Below are 18,168 nucleotides of genomic sequence, written 5' to 3'. Positions count from 1 at the left end.
CGGGAGCGTGACTACTTGGCGGCGTTACGCGCCTTGGTCAGCCAAGTATTCCACGTCTGTTTGTTTTTGGCGATCCATTCGTCCACATGCTTGGCGATGTCGCGCTCGGACTTTTCGCCTTCGTTCATGCGGGTGTTCTGTTCGTTGATGTCGTTCAGGGACAGGGTGAACTCTTCCATGAACGTTTTGGCGGCGGGGTTCTTTTTCAGGAACTCCTTGTTCGCCACAATCTGGATGTCGCTGACCACGAAGCCCAGCTTGATGGGATCGGTGGCTGCGCCTTCAATGCCGGAAACCGTCATGCGGTCCTTGGCCGGGGCCTGCGCCTCGGAGGGGATGATTTCGGGGACGTTAATCCACACGACGTCCTTGCCGGGCTTCAGCTTAAAGATGGTCCAGTTGGGCGCCCAGGTATAGAAGAACACGGGGCCGCCGCTCTTGTAGGTGCCAAGGGCGGACGCCATGCCTGCCTCGTAGGAGGCCTTGATGAGGTTGATGTCGTCACCAAGGTCATAGACCTTCATGTGGTGGGAGATAACGTTCTCGCAGCCCCAGCCGGGAGGGCAGGCCGTGAGGTCGGCCTTGCCGTCGCCGTTTTGGTCAAAGGCCTTTTTGACTTCCGGGCGGCGGAAGTCGTCCAGCGAGGTGATGTTGTACTTTTCGGCCTCGCGCTTGGACACCAAGTAGCCCTGTAGGCCGCCAGCCTTCACCACGTAGCCGACCTTTTGCGCGTCGTCATAGAAGCCGCGCGGCAGCTGGCTGTCGTGGTTGGGGAACCAGCCGTTGGTCCAGTAGTCCACGTCACCAAGGGCGACGGATTTGTAGAAAATGGGGTTCTGCAGGTCCTTGGGGCGGTCCACGTCGTAGCCCAGCTCCTCCAGACCGCGGCGGACAAGGGCCTCCTGGAAGAAGCCGGTGTTCCATGTGGCGCGGGCGGGTTTGACGGTGACGCCTTCACCCGGCTTCATGTCCGAAGCCATGGCCGACGTGGCCAAAAGGGCCACGCAGAGAATGGTGAGAAGTGCATGGTGCAGTCGCATTGAGCCTCCTGTGTTTTAGGATTTTTTGTGCGCCATCGACTGTGTGATCCTGTCGAGCACAATGGCGATGAGGACGATGGCGAGGCCGCCGATGACGGCGCGCCCGATATCCAAAGTGTTCAGACCAAGAATGACTGGTGAGCCAAGGCCGCCCGCGCCAATGAGCGCGGCAATAACGACCATGGACAGCGCCATCATGATGGTCTGGTTCAGCCCGGCGAGAATGGTGGGCATGGCAAGGGGTATCTGAACCTTGATAAGCACCTGTGTGCGCGTGGCGCCAAAGGCCTGCGCCGCCTCCACCAGCTCGGGGTGGACGCCGCGGATACCAAGGCTGGTCAGCCTGATGATGGGGGGCAGGGCAAAGATGATGGTTGCCAGAACGCCCGCCACGTTGCCCACGGAAAACAACATCACAATGGGCACAAGGTAGACGAAGGCCGGTGTGGTCTGCATGGCGTCAAGGACCGGGCGTATCCCGGCCTCGAACTGGTCGCTGCGGCCCGCGGCAATGCCAAGGGGAATGCCCGCAAGGGCGCAGAACAGCACGGAGGAGAGCACCATGGCGAGGGTCGTCATGGACTGCTCCCACAGACCAAGCAGCCCCACAAGCACAAAAGTGATGATGGAGAAAATGGACAGCTTGTAGCCGGAAAAACGCCACGCGGCAAAGGCCACCACCGCAATGATGATGAGCGGGTGTAGAGCGTTCAGTCCGGCGTCAAAGCCGTTCAGCGTTTGTTCCACGGGCCATTTGATGCTCTGGAAAATGTCTCGGTAGTTATCTACCAGCCAATCGACGAACTGGGTGACCCAGGCGTCGAGGGGGATAATCTGTTCGTTGAACATGGAGTATCGTCCTCGCTGTTATGCGGATTGTGCTTCTTCGATGTCCTCTTCCGTACGGTGCAGCGTGCGCAGGAAGCGGTTGCGCGAAACAACGCCCTTGTACACGTTGCCGTCGGCAACGACGGGGACAGGCCAGCCCCGCGCCGCAAGCGAGGGCAAAAGCTCCTGCATGGAGTCGCTGACATCCACAGGCGTGACATCGGGGAGGAAGGCTCGGCGCAAGGACTTGTCGCCGTCGCTTTGGGCGGCGTCCAGCGCTTCGATGACGGATTCGGACGAAACCATGCCAAGGTAGCGGTGGCGCGTATCCAGCACGATGCCGTAGTCGCGTTCGCTGCCGCTGAGGAGCTCGTGGGTGGTGCGCAGGTTGCCCTGCTTGGTCATGACGATGGTGGGGTACGTGTCGCGGGCAATGTCCCCGGCGGAGATGACGCCGGTGGGGTCCACCCCGCGGAAGAAGGCGCGGACGTAAGCGTTGGCCGGGTTTTGCAAAATTTCTTCCGGCGTGCCCACCTGAATGACGCTGCCCCCTTCCATAATGGCGATGCGGTCGCCAATGCGCAGAGCTTCGTCAAGGTCGTGCGAGATGAAGACGATGGTGCGCTGGTCTTCCTCCTGCAGCTTGAGCAGTTCGTCCTGCATTTCGGTCCTGATGAGGGGGTCGAGGGCGGAGAAGGCCTCGTCCATGAGCAGGATGTCCGGGTCAACGGCCAGTCCGCGCGCAAGGCCCACGCGCTGCTGCATGCCGCCACTGAGCTGGTTGGGGTAGGTGTCTTCCCAGCCCGCCAGCCCCACTTGCTCCAGCGCCTCGCGGGCGCGGGCGTGGCGCTTTTCCTTGTCGATGCCGGCAAGCTCCATACCGAAGGCGGCGTTATCCAGAACAGTCTGGTGCGGCATAAGCGCAAAGGACTGAAAGACCATGCTCATGTTGTGCAGGCGGAACTTGACGAGTTCGTCCTCGCCCATGGCGGTGACGTCTTGGCCGTCCACTTCCACGGTGCCTGCCGTGGGTTCGATGAGCCTATTCAGCATACGGACGATGGTGGACTTGCCTGAGCCGGAAAGCCCCATAATGACGAAGATTTCGCCAGACATAACGTCAAACGACGCCGAGTTGACGCCAACGGTCATGCCGGTCTGTTCGAGGATTTCATCCTTCGCTAATCCCTTCTCCAAAAGCCGCAGCCCCTTTTGCGGATTGGGGCCGAAGATTTTGGAGAGATTGCGAACGCGGATTTTTTCCATGTTTACTCCCGGTCTAGTGATGCTCTGTGGCAGGAAGGTGTACTTTGGTGAGTAAAGAGCAATGCAGACTTTCTTTTTCAGTGTCGATTGTGTGTCCTGCCGCCAGACGAAATGAATGCACTGCAGTAGTGTTAAATATAAATACTCGAATGCTGTTTTTTGTCAAGGTTTGGCTTTGGATCAACGTATGCGCGCGGGAATATCTTCGATATTCCTTTGCTCGTGGCAGTGTGCAGTGATGTTGTGTCGATTTGGGAGGTTATATTCCACACTGCGTAACTCGTATTTCGTCGCGGGGGGATTGTGCTGGTGTCTGTGCACTGGGTAGGCGGAAAAGCGTTGGCTGGTGGTGCGCCGGGCCACAGTGGGGAGAGCGCGCCGGGTAGGGCGCTGTGCCGCGGGAGTGGGCGCGCAAAAGCGCGGGGAAAGGCGAAGTTTTCCACAGCGTTGGCTGCTGGGGGCGGCGTGGCTGTGTAAAACGAAAGCCGCCCCGGTCAGGCGGCAACTGACCGGGGCGGCTGAAGGCGCGATGTGCGGACGAGGGCGCTATTCGTCCGGACTTGCGAGGGGGCCGAAGGCGGCCATGGCCACAAGGCCATAGAAGCCCGTACCGGCAAGGAGGAGGACGTCCGCAGCCTTTGGCAGGCGGCGGAATCGGCGTCTGTGGAGCGGGATGTAGAGGAGTATCGCAAAGAGACATCCTGCCGCGGACCACAGGGGGTAGGCAAACACATCAGTCGGCGCAATGCCCGCAAAGCGGCTCAGCGGACTGGATGTGGTGATTTTAAAAGGCAGGAAAAAAGCGACAAGCTCGGCGCGGCGCTCCTTGGTCGGGTTGTATATATCATTAGAGAGGCTGTGGACCTCGGACCACGTGGTATCAAGGGCAACGCTACGCAGCGTGGTCGGCGTTTGCTGTTGCACCATGATGTTCAGCGGTGTTGCGAGAATGCGAACGGAGTCGGTATCCGGCGAATAGCCCTTAAGGGGGAAGGTCATGCGACGGTAGCCGTCGCAGGCAATGGCGTGGATGTCCGTCTCCGTGACCACAAGGGCGTAGAACTCGCGGCGTTCTGCCTCGGCGACGATGATTTTGCGCACCGGCTGGTCAAAGCGCTGGCCTGTATTGCGGCAGACCGGCTCGCCCTTGACCATCAGCAGGTGGAACAGCCGGCCGGTGCCGTCCAGCAGAAACGCGCCCCAGTCAAAGGGCTTTTGGTTGGTGGGATTCATGGCCGCTAACACGCCGGGGAAGGTGAAGCCCGCGTCCTTGAGGGCGGCGGTGAAGCGCTGGGATTTTTCGGCATTCACGCGGTTGGTTTTGCAGTCCAGAAACTCCAGCCTCTCCCCAAGGCGGAACATATCCGGGGGATACTCCAGATTGGTGCCGCGCGGGGAGGACTCCATAAGCAGGCCAAGGGGTGGCTCTGGGGTATTGATATCGCGCGGGGACAGACGGATGAACTGCATGCGCCGGGCAATCTGTTCTGCGGTGAAGGGCTGGCCCTTGACCATGCCGTCCCACTGCCCCCACTTGGCAAGGTTGCCGTGGAACATGAAGGGCAGGGCGCGGCAATAAGCCACGTAGTCAAGGGGCGTGCCGTTTTCGTCAAAGCGCTCAAGGCCGCTGTCCGTGCTTTTTTGCATAACAAAGCGTTCCAGCACGGAACTGTAGAAGACCACAGGCGTGCCGGAGCGGGTGCTGGTGGCCTTATGCGCCACAATGGGCAGGGTGCTGGCAAGCACAAAGATGATGATGGCGAGCGCGCAGGCGCGGGCGAGGGCTACCATGTCGTCCCCCTTTTGAAGCGGTGGGCCAGAAGGTCAAGCGGCAGAAGCCATAGCAGGCACAGAACCGCGTAGCCGGGCAAAATGGGACCATAGGCCGCCGGGACGGGGTTATCAAAGAGCGGCAGCAGAAACAGGACAAAAATGGCGCTGAGGAAGAGCTTTCGCGCGGGGCGGGGTTCCATGATGACGAGTGCTGTCCCCATATATGCGGGGATGCCCGCCAGCAGCCACGGCGCAGTGGTCATCATGGCGCTTACAACGACCTCTGCGGGCAGATATGCCGCCACAATGGCCGCCACGCCCGCCAAAGTGAGTGCCGCCACGCCAAGGGTCGCCCCAAGGCCGATGGCGACGATGGAATAGATGGCCTTGCGGTGCGGCACGGGCAGGTGAAAGAGCAGGCGCAGGCGCTTGCCCGAACACTCCGGCACAAACTGAAACAGCGCAAACCAGATGCCCGAGAAGGCCGTGACCAACTGCACGTGGTTGTAAAACACTTTCTCGTAGAAGACGGCGTCCAGCCACAGCATGACCGGGCCAATGACTTCCGCGACGTGGCGAAAGCTGACCAGCGTGTAGCCAAGGGCGAGAGCGGCAACAGCCAGCGGCACCCAAAACACGCGTCGCAGCTTCAGCCACTCCTTGTATGCCAATGCAGAATGCATGCGTTCTCCAAATGGCGGGGGCGCATGCTGCGCCCCCGCGTCGTACTTAGTATTTACCGGTGATGCCGATGAAGGCGTCTTCGAAGTCCATGGGCATTTCCGTCAGGTCATCCACAGCCACACCTGCCGAGGCAAGGGCGGCGCGCATCTCGTCATAGGCCAGATAGCCGTAGATGCTGGTTGTCGCGGCGCTGTGCTCCACATTGGCAATGTGCCCTGTGGGGCGCAGGCGGTCCGTGACTTCCGTACGCGGCAGTCTGTAGCCGTGGAAGGAGTCCAAGAAGTCTTCCTTCCGTCCGGTGACAAGGGTCTTGCCGCTTTGGATGATGACCATCCGGTCAATGAGCTTGTCGAGGTCCTGCACCACGTGGGAGGTGACAAGCACGGTGGTGCCGCGCTCGGCTACATATTCCTGAAGAAACTCAAGGAACAGCCGCCGATAGCCGACATCCAGCCCCATGGAGTAGTCGTCCAGCAGCATCAGGCGCGGGGTTTGGGCCATGATGAGGCCCAGCACCACCTGCGAGCGCTGTCCGCAGGACATACGCGAGATGCGCCGCGTCACGGGAACATCCAGCCGTCCGACAAGGTCATAGAACACGTCCCGCTCCCACTTGGGGTAGAAGGCGGCGTGAAAGCGCTCTATCTCCTCAATGGACATGAAGTCGTACTGGATGAACCGCTCGTGCAGCAGGCCGATGTCGCGCCGGGTGGCCGGGGCAATGTCGTTGCTTGGCTCGCCGAGGACGCGGCACTGGCCGGACAGCGGGCGCAGGAAGCCCATCAGGATGTTGATGGTGGTGGTCTTTCCCGCGCCGTTCTTGCCCAACAGCCCAAAGATGCTCCCCGGCTCCACGTCGAAGGTCAGCCCGTCCAGAACGGTCTTCTCCCCGTAGCTGTGCCGCAGGTCGCGGCAGGATATGACTGGTCCGCTGTGCATCTTAGAACTCGTAGGTCATACCGGCCCAGAACTGCCGACCGGTCAGGCGGTTGCCGTCGCTGTCCACGATGGACGTGGCGTCAAAGACGTTGGTCACGGTGAGGTTTAGCGTCAGCAGCTGGTTCTTGTACTTCCACGCCTCGTAGTCGATCTGCCAGTCGAAGGTCATGGCATCGGAGATGTTTTTGTCGTCGTACTTGTAGTACCTGATGCCGTCGTCATCCGTGTAGGTGCCGTCTTTGGAGATGGCGCGCATGCCCGTGACGTAGCGGGTGGTGTTGGTGAAGGTCAGCTTGTCGTAGAAACGGCCGCTGTAGATAAAGGTCAGCACCCACGGACGGTTGAAGTTGGAGGCGGGCAATTCATCACGGTTGATGAGTTCCCCGTCGTAGTAGACTTTGTCAAAGTCGTATCCGGCCATGAAGTCGTTGTTGGACGAGTCAAGAAAGTCGTTGAAGTTGGTTTCGTTTTCAGAGTACGTGGCGCCAATGCTGAAGTAATGGTTCTTGACCATCTTCTCATAGCTGATGGTGTATCCGGTGTATTCCGTTTCACCATCGTTGGTCATGATGTACTCTTTGCCAAACTTGCCGTCGCGGTGCGAGGCGAACTGGTCGTGCCCTTCACGCTTGACGTACTCAAGGGAGAGGGTGCCGCCCCAGAGGTTGGCCGTGCCGCCCAGCATCAGTTCATCCGAGTAGGGGGTGTCCAGCCCGGTGATGTCGTAGCTGTTGTTGCCTTGGGACTTGAGATGGTTCCATGGACCGGGAGTATTGCCCGACAAAGAACGCCAATACATTTCAGTCGGCTCATCAGAGCGCAGGGCGTAGGTGAGAAGCGGGGCCCCGTAGTAGCGGTTGGCACCACCAATGATTGTATAGTCGCCGTCACCGAAAATGTCGTAGGTGGCCTTGAATCGGGGTTCGAGGTTGGTGTTTTCCATGAAATCGTCATAGGAGAGGCGGATCCCCGGGCGCAGGGTGAGGTCGCCGATGCTCATTTCGTCTTCAACATATGCACCAAGAAGGTTCAAGGAGGCGGAGCGGGAGGTTGCCCCCTTGACGCTTTTGAATTTGGTGTACTGTTCGTCAGCGATGATGCCGCCGCTGCCGTTGTCGATGACCCCAGCTTGCAGGTCGGGACCATAGTAGGCGATGCGGTCGTCTTTCTGTTCGTATTTGCCAAAGACGTTCTCATGCGCAAGGCCCATGTTCAGCACATGGGTGGTGGAGCCGAGGGCCATTTCCCGGGTGCTGAAGTCCAGCATGGAGGACAGGGAGCGCTGCTCGTTATATGCGCTGCCGAAGCCGCCTTCTTTGGCGAGTTTGTTGTTGTCACCCCACTGTGTGGAGGAGTTGTTCTCTTTTGTCCAAGTGGTGTGGATATTGTTGTCCGCGTCGCGTTCGGTTCGCATTTGGGAGTAGCCGGTGCGGAATTCCACGGTGCCAAGGTCCATGGCGTGCTCAAGGCCGAGGGTGAAGGACGAGCCGCCATTGGTGATGGTGTATTCGGAATCCTTGTTGCTGGCGGTAAAGCAATCCGCCGCGTAGGGGGCGTAGATGGCGGTGAAGTCAATGGACGTATCGCTGTCGATGTCGTGCACAACCTTGGCGAGGAAGTTCTGGCTGACGCGCGTCTGGTCCTTTTCGCCGTCCATGTAATACAGCGGAATGGTGGCGTGCTTGACGTCGTAGGCAAACAGGGCGCTGGTCTGCTCCGAGATGGGCACATCCATGGAGAAAGAGCCTTCGTATTTGCTGAACCGGGGCTGGTTGTCCGGGGAGGAGGACTTTTCAAAGGCCTCGCCGTCGGCAACGCGCTGGTTGGTCCATTTGTCGCGGGTGTGGCGGACTTTCACCTTGCCGCCGAACTCGCCTGATGGATCGCGGATTTCCGCATTGACCACACCGCCGAGGAAGCCGCCGTGCTTTGCGGAAATGTTGGAGGTGTAGACTTCGACTTTTTCCAGCAGGTCGGTGTCCAGGAACATCCCTTGCGCGGGGCTTCCTGGGAAGGCCGAAGGGTTGCTGTGGTCAAAGCCCGACGGATCAATGCGGTTATTGATGCTCAGGCCGTCCACAGTGAAGGCGTTCTGATAGTATTTGCCGCCGCCGATGGAAATCTTGGGCGGCGTCAACTCTCCGCCCTGCGTGGAGGAGCCGAAGCCGTCGTCGAACTGGACGTTTGGCTGGGTGCGCAGGGTTTCGGTGATGCTGGATGAGGTGGAGGGCAGGCGGTCCAGCATTGTGCGGTCAATGACGGCTTTGCCTTGCTCATGCTCTTCTGCCGTGATTTTCATCTCTTCCATGGTCAGGACGCGCTCGTCCTGCTCGGTGGCGTTTGTCGCGGTTTCGGTGGGTGCGGCGTCTTTGGTGGCGTTTTGTGCGGGCGCGGCGTCGCCCGCGTATGCCGCGGGGGCGGACAGGGTCAGGACCAGCGCCAGCGTGGCGATAATGCGGCGCATCCTTGTGCTTTTACGAAACGGTTTCTTCACGGGTGCTCTCTCCTCAGAAGGTGCCGGATACGCTTCCGGCAAGGTTTTGAATGTGAATTTGAGAATCGTTATCAATCAAAAGGGTGTAAAAAAGCCCCGGCCCGAAACCGGGCGGCAGTGCCGCCCGGCCAGGAGCGGGGCTGTTGTGCCTAGTTGGTCGCCGCCTTGGGGGGCAGGACGGTGAAGACTGCCGCCTTTTCAGGCTGAACGTAGGTCTGTGCCAGAGCGTTGAGGTCCTCTGCCGTGGTCTGTTTGAGGAAGCCGTCGTACGCCTTGGTGCGCTCGAACGCGCCGGGGGCGGTGTAGGCTTCCTGATCCAGAAGCATGCGCCAGAAGAACGCGAGGGACATGAATCTCTTGCGCGAGGTCTGCATCTGGCGTTTGGCGCGGGAGACTTCCTCTTCGGTGATGCCGTCCTCAATCAGGGTGGCGAACACCTTTTTTAGCTCCCGTTCCACAAACTGCACCTTGGCTCCGTTCGTGGTGACAATGGTGTACAGCATCCCGAAGTCCGGGAAGGCCGTCATTTGCCGGTACGCGCAGAAGGTAGAGTAGGTGGCGCCAAGATCCTCGCGGATGTGGATGCGCAGGCGGTCAGAGATGACGCTGCTCAGCACGGCAATCTGCGTGTTGCGCAGGACGTCGCCCTCTTTGATGGGTGCGCCCGCTGCGCCAACGGCGCCGGGGACGGGGTAGCCGATCATGACGGCGGACTGGTCAAGATCGCCCTTAAGGCGGTAGCTGCCGCGCTGTCCTTCGGGGAAGTGCAGCTCCATGGGCTTCGCGTCATTGTCCTTCGGGGCGATGCCCTCAAAGGTGCGTGCCACAAGGCTGACCAGCGTGTCCGGATCAAAGTCGCCGGAGGCGGTGATGACCAGCGGGCCAATGGCGGTCTGCTCCTTCACAAAGCGGCGTACGTCGTCCAGCGTGAAACCTTTGACGTCGTCCAGCGTGATGGGAGCAATGGCATTGGGGCGGCCGGACAGGAAGCGGGGCACTTTGGTCATCATGGCCTGCTGGGCCGTATCCGTGCTGCGTTTGGTTTCCACTTTCAGCGTGGACATCGCGGCCTGCATGGCCTGCGGGCGGATGTGCTGGTCGCGGAGCATGGCGCGGACAAGGTGCAGGGAGGTTTCAAGGTCTTCGGGCAGGCAGGCTGCGCTAATGCCCATGGTGTCCGCGCGGGACTGCCAGCCGATGCGAATGGCTTTGCCGGGCAGGATCTGCGCCATCTCGCTCCGGGTCAAACGTCCGGGAGCGGAGTTGGAGACCACACGGGCGGCCAGCCGCGCCAAGGCTTGCTCACGCTCGGACATAAGAGCGGTGCCAGTGCCAAAGCCAAGGCCGATCATGATGGTGTTTTTCTGCGTCTTGCGGGGTTTCATGAGCAGGGTGATGCCGTTGTCCAGCTTCACTTCGCTGTAGGTATACGGCTCGCCAAGCTCGGTGTGCTGTACGTTGGAGACAACCTTGGCAGGCGTCTTGGGGGTGGCGAGGTAGGGGAATTCCACATCAACGGGCGGTTCGTAGGGGGCAACGTCGTCCTTGGCGCTCTTGTCCCACTGCGCTTTGATGAGGGCCTCGGGGTCCTTGGCGTCAATATCCATGCCCGTGACGGTGAGGATGCGGTTGCCGTCCTTCCACGCATTGCGGAAGGCTTGTTCGATTTCCTCGGTGGTGATGTCCTGAATCATGGGGGCGTAGAGCGCCTGTGTCTGCTCGGCGGACTGCACCACGTACCCGGCGTTTAGGGTGGTGATGATGTTGGCGGCAAGGGACTTGGAGTCCGTGCTGGCCTCTTCCTCAACGCCCTGTGTGATGATGGTGCTGTACACCTCTTTGGCTTTGGCGATTTCCGCATCGTGGAAGCCGTGCTCAAGGGCGCGGCGCAGTTCGTGCTCCACGGTGGTCAAGGCGTTTTTCCACTGGCCGGGGCGGCACATGCCCATCACGCGGGCGTTGTCGAACAGGTCAAAGGCTTTGCCCATGCCAGCCATGCCGCGCAGGATGGGAGCATCCTTCTGCGTGGTGAGGCGCATCAGGCGAAGGCGCAGGGCCTGAGAGGCCAACTGCTCTGCCAACTGCTGGCGCTGGCGGGCCTTGGTATCCACGGTCCACTGGCGCTGCTTCAGGTTCTGCACCATGACCATGGGCGAAAAGCCGGAGACGGGGTCGTAGTGCACGGTGAGGTCCTGCTTCGGGGTGATGTCGCCCCAGCTGGGGACCTCGCGCTTGGGGGCGCGGGGGCCGAAGTCGGCAAAGGCCCAGCGTACCATCGGCTCAATGGCCTTGGGGTTAAAGTCGCCTACCATGACGAGGATGGTGTTTTCGGGGCGGTACCATGCGTCGTAGAAGCCGCGCAGCAGCGCTGCGTCCGCGCCTTTGATGACCTTTTCGGTGCCGATGGTGGGGTTCACAAAGCGGGTGCCGTCGTAGATGACGTCCAGACTACGCTGACGGGCGCGGGAGCCGACGGTATCACGCGCGGTTTTTTCTTCCAGAATGATGCCGCGCTCTTTGTCCACCTCTTTGGGCAGGATGAGCGCGCCGTGCGCAAAGTCCGCCAGTACGGTGAGGCCGCTGGAGATGGACTCCGGCGTGGAGGTGGGCAGGTCCAGCTTGAACACCGTTTCCGTAAGGGAAGTATGGGCGTTGGTGTCGCCGCCAAAGCTCATGCCGTGGCGCTGGAAAAACTTGATGAGTTCGCCCGGGGCAAAATTTTCGGTGCCGTTGAACACCATGTGCTCAAGGTAGTGTGCGATGCCTGCCTCGTTGTCGCGCTCCATGAGGGAGCCTGCCTGCACGTCTAGCTGCATGGCAGTGCGGCCTTCCGGCTGGTCGTGGTGCAGGAGAAAATACCGAAAGCCGCTTTCAAGGCGGCCATAAACGGCGTCTTCGTGCTGAGCGAGGTCGCTTTTTTCATGGGGCCACTTGCCGTCCAGCCAGTAGGCTTCGCCCTGGGCCTTGGCCGCGTGCGCAGCGCCGGTGCCTGTGACCATAAGGGCCGCAAGGCAAGCCAGCAGCATGCCAGCGCGAAAACGCCGCGTGAGCGGGGCGAAACTCCCGGCCTGTGTGTGCTGATGTGTCATAGTGTTCTTCATACCTGTCGCTTAAGCGGTTTTTTGAGGATTGTCAGTCGTATGGAAGCACGGTTAGAGCAGAAAACACCCCGAGTCAAGAATGAAATTCACTTTCATTTGCAACGTGGCGCACGCAATAATTGCCTCAAGGTGTGGGGTGAAAAATTCCCAATTGGTGGGCTGTTATGCTCTAATACGCGTATGATTGGCATTGAGAAGTTGGGTGAAAAAATGCTGAATCACTTGACTTTGATTTTCAACATCGCCTACACCGCCCCCTAGACGTTCATAAAATTTTGCTGTGGCTCCTGCGGCCTTGCCATGAGGAGTCGGCACTTTTGGCTGAATTGACCGCACGGCACGTTCTGTGGACGAAGGCCTGTTGGCCTGCATGCGCCCGGTGGTGTGTGCCCTGGCCGGGGCCGTTTTGTGCCAGCATTGTAACCCATTGGACCTGATGTATGACCTCACGACTCTGGACTCTCCTTTTGACGGTTCTCCTTGCCTTTCCCGCGGCTGTGACGGCGGCGGAGCAGCATGCGCTGAGCATAGGCGTGGACCCTGCGCTGCCGCCGGGCTTTACGCATTATCCCTATGCCAACCCCGACGCGCCAAAGGGCGGCACCCTGCGCCTTGCGACGGTTGCGGCCTTTGACAGTTTCCATTCCTTTATCGCCCGCGGCATCCCCGCACCGGGTAGCGGGCTGACCACGGCGCGGCTTGGGGATTCCTCCCGCGATGAACCGTTTACGCAGTACGCGTCTGTCGCCCGCTCCTTTGAGGTTGCGCCGGACCGCTCCTCCGTCATTGTGCACCTGAACCCCGCCGCGCGCTTTTCCGACGGTGTGCCCGTTACCTCCGCCGATGTGGTGTTCACCTTCACGGCGCTGACCACCAAGGGCAGCCCGACCTACCTGCGCTACTACAGCGATGTGGAGTCCGTGAAGGCGCTGGATGCGCACACCGTGCGCTTTGACTTTGTGGAGGCGAATAACCCGGAGTTGCCGTACCTCGTGGGGCAGGTGCCTGTTTTGCCAAAACACTGGTGGGAGGGACGCGACTTTGCCGAGCCTACGCTGGACGTGCCGCCCGGATGCGGTCCCTACAAGGTCAAGAGCTTCCGCCCCGGCTACAGTATTGTGTACGAGCGCGTGCGCGACTGGTGGGGCAAGGATTTGCCCGTGAACAAGGGCCGCTATAATTTCGACATCGTCCGCTACGATGTCTACCGCGACAGGACCGTCACGGCGGAGGCCTTCCGCAGCGGCGAGTTTGACTTCCGCGCGGAAAGCAGCGCCAAGGCGTGGGCGCAGGACTACACCGGTCCCGCCATCCGGCAGGGGCTTATCAAGCGCGCCGAGTTCACGCATTCCCGCCCGGCGGGTATGATGGGCTTTGTGTTCAACACCCGAAACGGTCTGTTTTCGGACCGGCGGGTCCGCAAGGCCCTCGCGCTGGCCTTTGATTTTCAGTGGACGAACAAGGCCCTGTTCTACGGCCAGTACAAGCGCTGCGACAGCTACTTTACCAATTCCGTCTTTGCCGCGCAGGGCCGCCCCAGCGCGGCGGAATTAGCCATCCTTGAGCCGCTGCGGGGCAGCATCCCTGCCGAAGCTTTTGGTCCCGCCGTCATGGCGCCGCGCACCGATGGATCGGGGAGATTGCGCGGCCAGCTCCGTAAGGCCCTTGCGCTGCTGCGCGAGGCCGGATGGACCCTGAAGGACGGCACCCTGCGCAACAAAGCGGGCCAGCCGTTCGTCTTTGAAATGCTGCTGCGTTCGCCCACCATGGAGCGCGTGGCGCTCCCCCTTGGAAAGAACCTCGCCAAGCTGGGCATCACCATGAATGTCGCCATGGCCGATGCGTCGCGCTATGTGCGCCGTGTCCGCGCCTACGATTTCGACATGATTTCCACCGTCATCCGCCAGTCGGATTCTCCGGGGAACGAGCAGCGGTTCTTCTGGACCTCCGACGCCGCAAAAACGCCCGGCACCCGCAACCTCGCCGGGGTAAGCAGCCCCGCCGTGGATAAACTGGTGGAAACGCTTATCGCGGCAAAGGACCGCGACACTCTGACCACCTGCGTGCGCGCCCTTGACCGTGTGCTGCGCAGCGAGTGGTACGCCATCCCCGGTTGGTATTCCCCCGTGGACCGCTTTGCGTATTGGGACGTCTTTGGCATGCCGCAGACGCGTCCGTCGCGCGGGCTGGATATCTTTTCGTGGTGGTACGACGCGGACGGCGCGAAGCGCGTTGCGCAGGCCGGATTCCGGAGCGGAGGCGAAAACAGTTGAGCGCCTACATCCTTCGACGGCTTGCGCTGGTGGTGCCGACGCTGCTTGGCATCATGGCGCTGAACTTCTTCATCATTCAGACCGCCCCCGGAGGCCCGGTGGACCAGTTTCTGGCCCGCCTCTCCGGGGAGAGCGGCGCGGTTATCGAGCGCATTGGCGGTTCGGCCGGCGACGGCGTCAGCGCCCAGATGGACGACCCCGCAGGCGGCGACGAACAATTGTCCGCCACGCGGGGCTTCTCCCCGGAGCTGGTGCGCGAGGTGGAGAAGCTCTACGGCTTTGACAGGCCCCTGCATGAGCGTTTTGTCACTATGCTGTGGGACTATATCTGCTTTGATTTTGGCGACAGCTTTTTCAAGGGCCGCAGCGTGCTTGAACTGCTGCGCGACAGCCTGCCCGTGTCCATCTCCCTTGGGGTGTGGAGCACGCTTATTATCTATTTGGTGTCCATTCCCCTTGGCATCCGCAAGGCCGTGACCCACGGCAGCCGCTTTGACGCGGCAACGGGAGTCGCCGTGGTGGTGGGCAACGCCGTCCCGGTGTTTTTGTTCGCCATCCTGCTGGTGGTGCTGTTTGCGGGCGGCAGTTACCTGAAGTGGTTCCCCCTGCGCGGCTTAACGTCGCCGGGATTCGACCAGATGACGCTGCTTCAGCAAATTGCGGACTATGTGCGGCATTTGGCCCTGCCCATCACGGCCATGGTGATTGGCGGCTTTGCCACCCTGACCATGCTGACCAAGAACTCCTTTCTGGATGAAATCGGCAAGCTGTACGTGGTGGCGGCGCGCGCCAAGGGGCTGACCGAGTCCCGCGTGCTGTACGGCCATATTTTCCGTAATGCCATGCTCATTGTGGTGTCCGGCTTTCCTGCCGCGTTTGTGCATATGTTCTTCACCGGGTCACTGCTCATCGAGGTCATTTTCTCCCTGAACGGGCTTGGCCTGCTGGGGTTCGAGGCCGCCATGCAGCGCGACTACCCGGTGATGTTCGCCACGCTGTACATTTTTACCCTCATCGGCCTGCTGACCAAGCTGGCCAGCGACCTGACCTATATGCTCATTGACCCCCGCATCGACTTTGAAACACGAGGAGGCGGCCATGCCTAGGATTTCGCCTCTTATGCGGCGCAGGTGGCGCACGTTTCGCGCCAGCCGCCGGGGCTATTGGTCCCTGATACTGTTTGTGACCCTGCTTGTGCTGTCGCTGTGTTCGGAGTTTATCGCCAACGACAGGCCCATCCTTGCCGTCTACAAGGGCGAGGTTTTTGCGCCGGTGTTTGTGGAGTATCCGGAAACGCGCTTTGGCGGCGACTTTGACGCGCCCGCCGACTACCGCGATCCCTACATTGCGCAGAATATCAATGCCGAGGGCTGGATGCTGTGGCCGCCCATCCGCTTTGCGGACGACACCATTGACTACACGCTGGACGTGCCCGCGCCTGCGCCGCCTTCACGCGCGCATTGGTTGGGCACGGATGACCAAGGGCGCGACCTTGTGGCGCGTCTGCTGTACGGCTTTCGCGTATCCGTCCTGTTTGGCCTGCTGCTGACTGTGCTGAGCAGCATCATTGGCATTGGCGCAGGGGCCGTGCAGGGATACTACGGCGGCCGCGTGGACATGGCGGGGCAGCGGTTCATGGAAATTTGGTCCGGCATGCCCGTTTTGTACTTGCTCATCATTTTGTCGGACATGATTCGGCCCGGCTTTTGGTGGCTGCTTGGCATCATGTTGCTGTTTAGCTGGATGGCGCTTGTGGGCGTGGTGCGCGCGGAGTTTCTGCGCGGGCGAAATCTTGATTATGTGCGCGCCGCCCGGGCCATGGGCGTGAGCGATGCGCGCATCATGTTCCGCCACATCCTGCCCAACGCCATGGTGGCGGGGCTGACCTTTTTGCCCTTTGTGCTCAACGGCGCCATCGGCACCTTGACTTCGCTGGACTTTCTGGGCTTTGGCATGCCGCCGGGCTCGCCGTCCCTTGGCGAACTGCTGGCGCAGGGCAAGGCGAATCTGCATGCGCCGTGGATTGGCCTCTCCGCCTTTGTGGTGCTGTCGCTGCTTTTGACCATTCTTGTCTTTATTGGCGAAGCCGCGCGCGACGCCCTTGACCCCAACCGGAGTGTCACCTGATATGCAGACTTCCCCCGTACTGACCGTGCGCGACCTTGGCGTGCGTTTTGGCGACAACGCCGCAGTGGACGGCGTGTCCTTTGATATACGTCCCGGCGAGACCATGGCCCTTGTGGGCGAGTCCGGTTCCGGCAAGTCCGTAACGGCGCGGGCCGTGCTTGGGCTGTTGCCGCCGGAGGCGCGCATCACGTCCGGAGCAGTAACCCTCAGCGGGACCGAGGTTCTTGGCGCGCCGGACGAGACGGTGCGCCGCCTGCGCGGCGGTGTGGCCGCCATGGTGTTTCAGGAGCCGCGCCCAAGCCTGAATCCCTTGCACACTGTGGAAAAGAGCATTGGCGAGACGCTGCGCTGGCATGCCGGACTCTCCGGCGCGGCGGCGCGGCAGCGAACGCTGGAGCTTTTGGACATGGTGGGCCTTGACCGGCCGGAGGAGCGCCTAAGCGCCTACCCGCATGAACTCTCGGGCGGGCAGTGCCAGCGCGTGATGATTGCCGGGGCGCTGGCTGGCGAGCCGCGTCTGCTCATTGCCGATGAGCCGACCACCGCGCTGGACGTTACCGTGCAGCGGCAGATTCTGGACCTGATGGCCGAGCTGTCGCGCAAGCTGCACATGAGCGTTTTGTTCATCAGCCACGACCTTGGCCTTGTGCGCCACTATGCGGACCGCGCCTGCGTTATGCGCGGCGGACGTGTGATGGAGGAGGGCGACGTGGAGCAGCTGTTCACCGCGCCCCGGCATGAGTACACAAGGATGCTCATCGGCGCGGGCGCGACGGGCAAGCCCGCGTGCGTTGCAGAGGATGCGCCGGAGATATTGAGCGTGGACGACCTGAAAGTGTGGTTCCCCATCAAAAAAGGTTTTCTGCGCCGCACGGCTGGACATGTGAAGGCCGTTGACGGCGTGTCCCTGCGTCTGCGCCGGGGGGAGTGCCTTGGGCTGGTCGGCGAGTCCGGCTCGGGCAAGAGCACCCTCGGGCTGGCGGTGCTGCGCCTGTTGCGGGGGCGGGGACGCGTCGTCTTTTGCGGCGAGGACATCAGCGGCCTGAGCGAGAGTGACATGCGCCCCATGCGCCAGCGCCTGCAAGTGGTGTTTCAGGACCCCTTCGGCTCCCTCAGCCCTCGCATGAGCGTGGAGGATATTGTGGCGGAGGGGCTGTACGCCCATGAAAAGCTGGCCCGTGAGGACGCATCCGCGCGGGTGTGCGAGGCCCTGTCCGAAGTGGGGCTGGACCCCGCAGTCCGTCACCGTTATCCGCATGAGTTCTCCGGCGGCCAGCGCCAGCGCATTGCCATTGCGCGGGCGTTGGTGTTGCGTCCGGAGCTTGTGCTCCTTGACGAGCCTACGTCCTCGCTGGACCGGAGCGTGCAGTTTCAGGTCATTGACCTGCTGCGCGACCTGCAGCAGCGGCGCGGCTTGTCCTATCTGTTCATCACGCACGACTTGCATTTGACCCACGCCTTCTGCCACCGCGTTCTTGTGATGCGGCAGGGGCGCATTGTGGAGGCCGGGCCTACGCGTGAAGTCTTCTCGTCGCCACAGGAAGAATACACCAGAACCCTTGTCTCGGCGGCGGCGCTGTCCGGGTGCTTGTCCGGAACAGGGCTGGAGCGCTGCGCCTAGCCCGGCGACGCACTCCGCGCAC

The 18,168-nt window shown here is 61.2% G+C and carries 13 protein-coding genes; 5 read left to right on the top strand and 8 right to left on the bottom strand.

Translation table 11 applies throughout. The annotated features are described in order from the left end of the window. Window positions 1–11: 11 nt before the first annotated feature. The 8 genes from proX to ACI3L3_RS10860 form a co-directional block, all read right to left on the bottom strand. On the bottom strand, window positions 12–1,040 hold the full coding sequence (gene proX / locus ACI3L3_RS10895) for a glycine betaine/L-proline ABC transporter substrate-binding protein ProX (protein WP_404845136.1): 1,029 nt from the start codon (window positions 1,038–1,040) through the stop codon (window positions 12–14). A 15-nt stretch (window positions 1,041–1,055) separates the two neighbouring features. Continuing rightward, the gene (locus ACI3L3_RS10890; protein ID WP_404845135.1) at window positions 1,056–1,889 is read right to left on the bottom strand and encodes an ABC transporter permease; all 834 of its coding nucleotides are present in this window, start codon (window positions 1,887–1,889) and stop codon (window positions 1,056–1,058) included. 18 nt (window positions 1,890–1,907) lie between these two features. Continuing rightward, window positions 1,908–3,134 (bottom strand): glycine betaine/L-proline ABC transporter ATP-binding protein ProV, encoded by a 1,227-nt coding sequence (proV, locus tag ACI3L3_RS10885; RefSeq protein ID WP_404845134.1) that lies wholly within the window; start codon window positions 3,132–3,134, stop codon window positions 1,908–1,910. A 546-nt stretch (window positions 3,135–3,680) separates the two neighbouring features. Next, window positions 3,681–4,925, bottom strand: coding sequence for a DUF4857 domain-containing protein (locus tag ACI3L3_RS10880; protein ID WP_404845133.1), 1,245 nt, complete (start codon window positions 4,923–4,925; stop codon window positions 3,681–3,683). Beyond that, window positions 4,919–5,590 (bottom strand): hypothetical protein, encoded by a 672-nt coding sequence (locus ACI3L3_RS10875; protein WP_404845132.1) that lies wholly within the window; start codon window positions 5,588–5,590, stop codon window positions 4,919–4,921. Before ACI3L3_RS10875 ends, ACI3L3_RS10880 begins: the two co-directional genes overlap by 7 nt. A gap of 46 nt (window positions 5,591–5,636) precedes the next feature. Continuing rightward, the gene (locus ACI3L3_RS10870) at window positions 5,637–6,530 is read right to left on the bottom strand and encodes an ATP-binding cassette domain-containing protein (protein WP_404845131.1); all 894 of its coding nucleotides are present in this window, start codon (window positions 6,528–6,530) and stop codon (window positions 5,637–5,639) included. Window position 6,531: 1 nt separating this feature from the next. Further along, window positions 6,532–9,024, bottom strand: coding sequence for a TonB-dependent receptor plug domain-containing protein (locus ACI3L3_RS10865; protein WP_404845130.1), 2,493 nt, complete (start codon window positions 9,022–9,024; stop codon window positions 6,532–6,534). A gap of 149 nt (window positions 9,025–9,173) precedes the next feature. Continuing rightward, window positions 9,174–12,113 (bottom strand): M16 family metallopeptidase, encoded by a 2,940-nt coding sequence (locus tag ACI3L3_RS10860; protein ID WP_404845129.1) that lies wholly within the window; start codon window positions 12,111–12,113, stop codon window positions 9,174–9,176. A 51-nt stretch (window positions 12,114–12,164) separates the two neighbouring features. Between ACI3L3_RS10860 and ACI3L3_RS10855 the strand changes: the two genes are divergently transcribed. The 5 genes from ACI3L3_RS10855 to ACI3L3_RS10835 all read left to right on the top strand — a co-directional run bounded on the left by ACI3L3_RS10855 (window position 12,165) and on the right by ACI3L3_RS10835 (window position 18,146). After that, the gene (locus tag ACI3L3_RS10855) at window positions 12,165–12,386 is read left to right on the top strand and encodes a hypothetical protein (RefSeq protein ID WP_404845128.1); all 222 of its coding nucleotides are present in this window, start codon (window positions 12,165–12,167) and stop codon (window positions 12,384–12,386) included. Window positions 12,387–12,565: 179 nt separating this feature from the next. Next, window positions 12,566–14,398 (top strand): extracellular solute-binding protein, encoded by a 1,833-nt coding sequence (locus ACI3L3_RS10850; RefSeq protein WP_404845127.1) that lies wholly within the window; start codon window positions 12,566–12,568, stop codon window positions 14,396–14,398. Window positions 14,399–14,451: 53 nt separating this feature from the next. After that, window positions 14,452–15,504, top strand: a complete 1,053-nt coding sequence (locus tag ACI3L3_RS10845) for a microcin C ABC transporter permease YejB (protein ID WP_404845227.1) — start codon at window positions 14,452–14,454, stop codon at window positions 15,502–15,504. Continuing rightward, a complete protein-coding gene (locus tag ACI3L3_RS10840) occupies window positions 15,497–16,525 on the top strand; it encodes an ABC transporter permease (protein WP_404845126.1) in 1,029 nt (342 codons plus the stop codon). Before ACI3L3_RS10845 ends, ACI3L3_RS10840 begins: the two co-directional genes overlap by 8 nt. A 1-nt stretch (window position 16,526) precedes the next feature. Further along, on the top strand, window positions 16,527–18,146 hold the full coding sequence (locus tag ACI3L3_RS10835; protein ID WP_404845125.1) for an ABC transporter ATP-binding protein: 1,620 nt from the start codon (window positions 16,527–16,529) through the stop codon (window positions 18,144–18,146). Window positions 18,147–18,168 lie beyond the last annotated feature (22 nt).

Origin of the sequence: Desulfobaculum sp. SPO524 (genome assembly GCF_044987625.1) — a bacterium.
Classification (GTDB): domain Bacteria; phylum Desulfobacterota; class Desulfovibrionia; order Desulfovibrionales; family Desulfovibrionaceae; genus Desulfobaculum.
Note: the sequence above shows the minus strand (reverse complement) of the source record. Positions and strands in the feature narration are given on the sequence as shown.